We start from the raw sequence: 6,025 nt of genomic DNA on the forward strand, positions 1-6,025 counted from the left end.
ATTCAAGCCTGCGTTCGGGCACACCGAGCCTAGGCGAGGTGCCGAGTGGTGGGGCAAGAGCGTTTTGCTTACTTTTGCGCTTTTCAAAAGTGAGACGCCGTCAGGGCGGAACCCTAAGCAGCCGTTACCGCAGAAACGGATATGTACCCGGTCCAATCCAACATCCTGGTCGGCCCAGAGGCCGCCATCGGGGGCAAGCCCCCTCCCACAGTTGATTTGTTTGATCAGACAGACCTCATCCTGCTATCTACCGAAAGTAACTTAATAATGGTAACTTACTAAAGGTAGATTAAGCCCAAGAGGACGCCATGCCATGCACGCACTGATCGTTGTTGCTCATCACGATCCGCAATCCCTCACCCGCAACGTGGCCGAGCAGGTCGGCGCGGGTTTGAGCGCTTGCGGCCACACCTTTGAAATCGCCGACCTCGCATCTGAAGGCTTCGACCCTCGCTACACCGCCGCTGACCACCGGGTATACCGCAGCGGGGCAATGCCGCCGGCGGATGTGCGGGCCGAACAGGCACGCATCGACCGCGCCGACGCGTTGGTGCTGGCGTTCCCGATCTATTGGTGGTCCATGCCGGCGTTGCTCAAGGGCTGGATCGACCGCGTCTTCGTCAACGGCTGGGCGATCGAGTACGGCCCGGACATCCCCATGACCAAGAAACTGCGGCACTTGCAGGTGCATCTGCTGGCCTTGGGCGCTGCGGATGCAAGCGCCTTTGACCGGCACGGCTATGCCAAGGCCATGCGCACGCAGATCGATTACGGGATCTTTGACTATTGCGGCGCGCAGGTGCTGACCTCGGAGCTGCTGCTGGACTCGGAAACCGACAGTGCCCAGGCGCATTTGGACAAGGCCAGGATGGTCGGGCAGGGGCTGTTTGAGCGTGAGACGGTAACCGAGTGATTCAAGCGTCGCGAAACAGGTCGTGGGCGTCCAGCAAGCGATAGGCAATCTCGGGCTGCTTCTCCATGCCGCGACGAATCGCTGCCGGGATCGATTGCCGGGTCTTGCGACACAGGCCGGGCAGTTCGTCGATGACGATCTGGATCCCGCGCATGCTCTTGACCTCGGTATGGCCCGGCGCGATATGCAGGCGGATGCCCAACTGCTCGTACATGCGCTGCTGCATATGCTCCAGGTCTTGCAGGCTCTTGAGGTTTTCCAGGCGCTCGAGCAGGCGTTTTTCTTCCTGGCGTGTCAGGTTGAGAATGCGCAGGTCGGCGCCGGGCGCCTCCAGCAAGCGTTCGCGCTCGCAGACGCAGGCGCCGGGCGGGCAGGGTTGGCGAATGGTCATGTGCGTGCCCTCCCGTAACCTGCGCGGTGGCCTTAGTAGCTGAGCGTCACGCCGAGGCTGCCCAGGGCCTTCCAGTACCCAGGATAGGTCTTGGCCACGCAGTCCGGATCTTGAATGTGAATGCCCGAGACTTTCAGCCCGGCCAGGGCAAAGCACATGGCGATGCGGTGGTCGGCATGGGTGTCGATCGATGCGTTGCACGATGTGCCGGCCAGGGCCGGGTCGGCGGCCACCAGCAGATCGTCGCCCTCGATGGTCGCCAGGCTCGCACGGATTGCGTTGAGGCCGTCATGCAGCGCCTGCACGCGGTCACATTCCTTGACGCGCAGGTTGGCCAGTTCAGTAAAGCGCACCGGGGTATTGTTGAAGGCGGCGAGCACCGCCAGGGTCGGGATGGCGTCCTGCATCTGCGAGCCCACTACCGTGGCCGGCATGTTCGGGAACTGGGCGATCACCGCCTGGGCCTTGGCGTCCGGCTGGGTGAAATCCTCGGCGGCGACGCCGATGTCGATACGGCCGCCGGTCAATACTTCTGCAGCCCACAAGTAGGTGGCTGCGGAGGCGTCGGGTTCGATCAGGTAATCGTGGGCAGTGTAGCCGGTCGGGGCCACGCGCCAGGTGCTGTCGTCGACGGCTTCAACCTGGGCGCCGAAGGCACGCATGCAATCGAGGGTCAGGTCCACATAGCCACGGGCACCGATGTCCTTGCCGGTCAATGCGACTTCAATCGGCGCTTCGCCGCAGGCTGCGAGCATCAGCAGCGCCGATACATATTGGCTGGACAGCCCGCCATCGATCTCGAAGCGCTTGGCCTGGACCTTGCCCACGCCGTGCACGGTCACCGGTGGGCAGCCGGTCGGGCTGTCGACCCGGATGCCGTTCTGGCCGAGGGTGGCGAGCAGTGGCCCGATCGGGCGCTTTTGCATGTAGTCGTCGCCGTCCAGTACCACGGTGCCTTCCACGGTGGCGACAGCGGCGGTGAGAAAGCGCATGGCGGTGCCGGCATTGCCGAGAAACAGCGGCTGCGTCGGCCATTGCAGTTTGCCCTGGCCGGTAACCACGAAGGTGGTGTCGTCCGGCTCATCGATGGTCACGCCCATCTGCCGCAGGGCTACCGACATGTGGCGGGTGTCGTCGCTCTTCAGGGCGCCGCTCAAGCGGCTGGTGCCGTTGGCCAGGGCCGCCAGCAGCAGGGCGCGGTTGGTAATGGATTTGGAGCCGGGGGGCGCGACCTTGCCATTGAGAGGAAAGTTGGGCGGTGTAACGGTCACGGTTTTCTGCGAACTCAAGGGACAAGGCTCCTGATCAAGGCGAGGTGGCATGGAGTGGCCGACGGGGCGGACCCGAATAATCGGCCAAAGGTGCGGTGCTTGTCGAGATTTAGCGCTGGCTCAGCCAGTAATCGTGCAGCGCTCGGGCGGCCGGTTCGATTTCGCCGACCTGGTGCTGATGAGCCTGCACATCCAGGTCCGCCGGCAACTCGAAATTATCCTGCTCGGCGCACCAGGAAATTTTTTCGAACTGAACGGCCAGTTCGGCGGGCAGCGCTGGCCAGTTGCCAATGGCGGCGCCACGGATGTAGCCAAAGCACCATTCTTCCGCAAGGGTCACAGACTGGCCGTGGTGCTCTTTTTCATCGAACAGGGCCTTGAATGTCGTGGAATCGCCGGCCAGTTGCGCCGCCAGCGTGTTGAAGTGGCGTACACACAGGTCCAGGAACTGCCCGGCCTCTGCGGGGCTTTCCCAGTCCGGGTGCTGCCCGCCCCAGATTGCCGGGAACCACTCGGCGATCTCCACCTGCGTCGGGCTGGAGACCAAGGCCGTGAAATAACCGTCGAGTTCAGCCAGGTTCAGCACCGAATGGTCGTCGCCGTACTTGAGCAGGGTCTCTTCGATCAGGTCGAAATCGGCGGGGGTGAGGGGCTGGGCGTGCATGGGGCATATCCTTCAAACGTCGAACGCCGCAGTGGGGCGGCTTAAAGCGCCAAGGATGGCGCCTGGCAAGGTTTTTTGCCAGTCCCGCTTTTGGCCGATGCGCCGTTGCCTGGCCTTGTTATAGTTCAGGCCTTATCACTCGCCAGTCAGGGATCACTGCCATGTCCGAATACCAAGCTTTCGTCGTCGAGCTCAACGGCAACGTTGCCCATGTGCAGATCAACCGCCCGGAAAAGATCAACGCGATGAACGCGGCGTTCTGGAGCGAAATCATCGATATCTTCCAATGGGTCGAAGACACCGATGCCGTGCGCGCGGTGGTGCTCAGCGGTGCTGGCAAGCACTTTTCCTCCGGTATCGACCTGATGATGCTCGCTTCGGTAGCCAACGAGCTCGGCAAGGATGTGGGCCGTAACGCGCGCGTGCTGCGGCGCAAGATCCTCGAACTGCAAGCCTCGTTCAATGCGGTCGACAACTGCCGCAAGCCGGTGCTGGCAGCGATCCACGGCTATTGCATCGGCGGCGCCATCGACCTGATCAGCGCCTGTGACATGCGCTACGCCGCCGAGGATGCGCTGTTCTCGATCAAGGAAGTCGACATCGGCATGGCCGCCGACGTCGGCACCTTGCAACGCCTGCCGCGCATCGTCGGCGACGGCATGTTGCGCGAACTGGCCTACACCGGTCGTCAGTTCGGCGCCGAAGAAGCGCGCAGCATCGGCCTGGTCAATCGCGTGTATGCCGACTCGACCAGCCTGTTGGCGGGCGTCATGGCCATCGCCCATGAAATCGCCGCCAAGTCGCCGATTGCCATCACCGGCACCAAGGCGATGATCAGCTATATGCGCGACCACAGCATCAATGACGGCCTGGAATACGTTGCCACCTGGAACTCGGCTATGTTGCAATCCAACGACCTGCGCGTGGCCATCGCGGCCCATATGAGCAAACAGACACCCGAATTCGTGGATTGATTGATATGACCCCAGGCTGGATTACCACAACGCTGCTGGACAACGACGCCGCCGGCGGCTGGGCCGTGGCCCGCAGCCGCGATGGCTTTTTGCACGATGCCAACGGGCCGCTGTTCCCCCGCGAATGGCTCAAGCGCCAGGACCTGTCGGTCTTTGCCGAGCACGGCATCGGGCATCTCGATGGCGAGCCGGTGTACCTGCTCGAAGTCAACGCTGCTGCCCAGGTGCCGGGCTGCAGCTGGCAGGGCCTGCGCGGCTTTATGCTGCAAGGCGATCACACGCTGTACAAAGTGCTGGGTTATGCCGCACAGATCGGCACCTGGGCGCGCGAGCATCGCTTCTGCGGCAGTTGCGGCCAGGCCATGGTCCAGGTGCCACGGGAACGGGCGATGTACTGCCAAGCCTGCGACCTGCGCAGCTATCCACGGATTTCGCCGAGCATGATCGTGCTGGTGACCCGTGGCGATGAAATCCTGCTGGCGCGCTCGCCACGCTTTGTCACCGGGGTCTACAGCACCCTGGCCGGCTTCGCCGAGCCGGGTGAGTCGGCTGAAGACTGCCTGATCCGTGAGGTGCGCGAGGAAGTGCAGGTCGAGGTGAAGAACCTGCAGTATATGGGCAGCCAGTGCTGGCCGTTCCCGCATTCGATGATGCTGGGCTTTCATGCCGAGTATGCCGGTGGCGACATCGTGCCCCAGGCCGACGAAATCGAAGATGCGCAGTGGTTCAATATCCACGACCTGCCGCCGTTGCCGGCGTCACGCTCGATTGCGCGTTACCTGATCGACCTCTATGTGGCGCGCCGCCTAGGCCACGCTGAACCAGTGCTGCCAGGCTAGGCGCACGGTCAGGCCGAGCACCACGGTGATGAACACCGGGCGAATGAACTTGGCGCCGCCGCTGATGGCGCTGCGAGCGCCAAAGAATGCGCCGCCCATCACCGAGATGCCCATCGCCAGGCCGACGATCCAGTCCACCGAACCGTTGATGATGAACACCGTCAATGCCGCCGCGTTGCTGACGAAGTTCATGCTGCGCGCCACGCCGCTGGCCTTCACCAGGTCGATCGGGTGCAGCAGCATCGTGCTCACGGTCCAGAACGCGCCGGTGCCTGGCCCGGCCACGCCGTCGTAGAACCCCAGGCCGAAGCCCTGGGTGGCCTGCCATTTCTTCTTGATGGGTGCCTCGGCGTCCAGCGGCGCCTTGGGCGTGCCGCCGAACAGCAGGTACACCCCGCAGGCGAACACGATCACCGGCAGCATCTTGTTCAGGGTTTCGGCGGGCAAATAGTGCGCGACCACGGCGCCGGTCAGCGCACCGATCAACGTACCGACGATGGCATGCACCCATTGGCGCGGGTGGAACAGCTTGCGGCGGTAGAAGGTAAAGCTGGCGGTAGCCGAGCCAAAGGTGGAACTGAGCTTGTTGGTGCCCAGCACCAGGTGCGGTGGCATGCCGGCGGTAAGCAGGGCAGGGGTGGTGAGCAGGCCGCCGCCGCCGGCGATGGCGTCGATGAAACCGGCAACAAAGGCCACGACGGCGAGAATGGCGAGGGTGGTCAGGTCAACGCTGAGTTCGAAGGGCATGGGCAGGGCTTATTGTTGGCGGGGCTGCTGGGAAGGCCGCCATCTTACCCCCCGGATGTACGCAAAACCAAATGTGGGAGGGGGCTTGCCCCCGATGGCCGCCTCAGGGCCGACCAGGATGGTGGATTGGGTTGAGTACATATCCGTTTCTGCGGTAACGGCTGCTAATGGTTCCGCTTTTACAGCGGCTCACTTTTGAAAAGCGCAAAAGTAAGCAAAACGCTCT

At 63.0% G+C, this 6,025-nt stretch carries 7 protein-coding genes; 3 read left to right on the plus strand and 4 right to left on the minus strand.

Translation table 11 applies throughout. The features are described 5' to 3' along the window. Nucleotides 1-313 precede the first annotated feature (313 nt). Entirely contained in the window at nucleotides 314-913 is a 600-nt protein-coding gene (locus BFP93_RS25785) for an NAD(P)H-dependent oxidoreductase (protein WP_065895434.1), read from the plus strand. Between the two features lies 1 nt (nucleotide 914). Here the strand turns inward: BFP93_RS25785 and BFP93_RS25790 are convergent, their stop codons facing one another. From BFP93_RS25790 to BFP93_RS25800, 3 genes are all read right to left on the minus strand, one after another. Beyond that, nucleotides 915-1,304: a hypothetical protein gene (locus BFP93_RS25790; protein WP_065895435.1), complete on the minus strand. Its 390-nt coding sequence runs from the start codon at nucleotides 1,302-1,304 to the stop codon at nucleotides 915-917. 32 nt (nucleotides 1,305-1,336) lie between these two features. Beyond that, nucleotides 1,337-2,593 carry a 3-phosphoshikimate 1-carboxyvinyltransferase gene (gene aroA / locus BFP93_RS25795; RefSeq protein WP_065895436.1) on the minus strand — a complete coding sequence of 419 codons (1,257 nt, stop codon included), beginning with the start codon at nucleotides 2,591-2,593 and terminating at the stop codon, nucleotides 1,337-1,339. A gap of 91 nt (nucleotides 2,594-2,684) precedes the next feature. Then, nucleotides 2,685-3,239 carry a UPF0149 family protein gene (locus BFP93_RS25800; protein ID WP_065895437.1) on the minus strand — a complete coding sequence of 185 codons (555 nt, stop codon included), beginning with the start codon at nucleotides 3,237-3,239 and terminating at the stop codon, nucleotides 2,685-2,687. Nucleotides 3,240-3,400: 161 nt separating this feature from the next. Between BFP93_RS25800 and BFP93_RS25805 the strand changes: the two genes are divergently transcribed. Next, nucleotides 3,401-4,213 carry a crotonase/enoyl-CoA hydratase family protein gene (locus BFP93_RS25805; RefSeq protein WP_065895438.1) on the plus strand — a complete coding sequence of 271 codons (813 nt, stop codon included), beginning with the start codon at nucleotides 3,401-3,403 and terminating at the stop codon, nucleotides 4,211-4,213. Nucleotides 4,214-4,218: 5 nt separating this feature from the next. Next, on the plus strand, nucleotides 4,219-5,052 hold the full coding sequence (gene nudC, locus BFP93_RS25810; protein ID WP_065895439.1) for an NAD(+) diphosphatase: 834 nt from the start codon (nucleotides 4,219-4,221) through the stop codon (nucleotides 5,050-5,052). Here nudC and BFP93_RS25815 read toward each other — a convergent pair. Next, nucleotides 5,020-5,799 carry a TSUP family transporter gene (locus BFP93_RS25815; protein WP_065884472.1) on the minus strand — a complete coding sequence of 260 codons (780 nt, stop codon included), beginning with the start codon at nucleotides 5,797-5,799 and terminating at the stop codon, nucleotides 5,020-5,022. The genes nudC and BFP93_RS25815 overlap by 33 nt on opposite strands. Nucleotides 5,800-6,025: the final 226 nt, after the last annotated feature.

It is taken from the genome of Pseudomonas sp. 44 R 15 (assembly GCF_900004965.1).
Classification (GTDB): domain Bacteria; phylum Pseudomonadota; class Gammaproteobacteria; order Pseudomonadales; family Pseudomonadaceae; genus Aquipseudomonas; species Aquipseudomonas orientalis_A.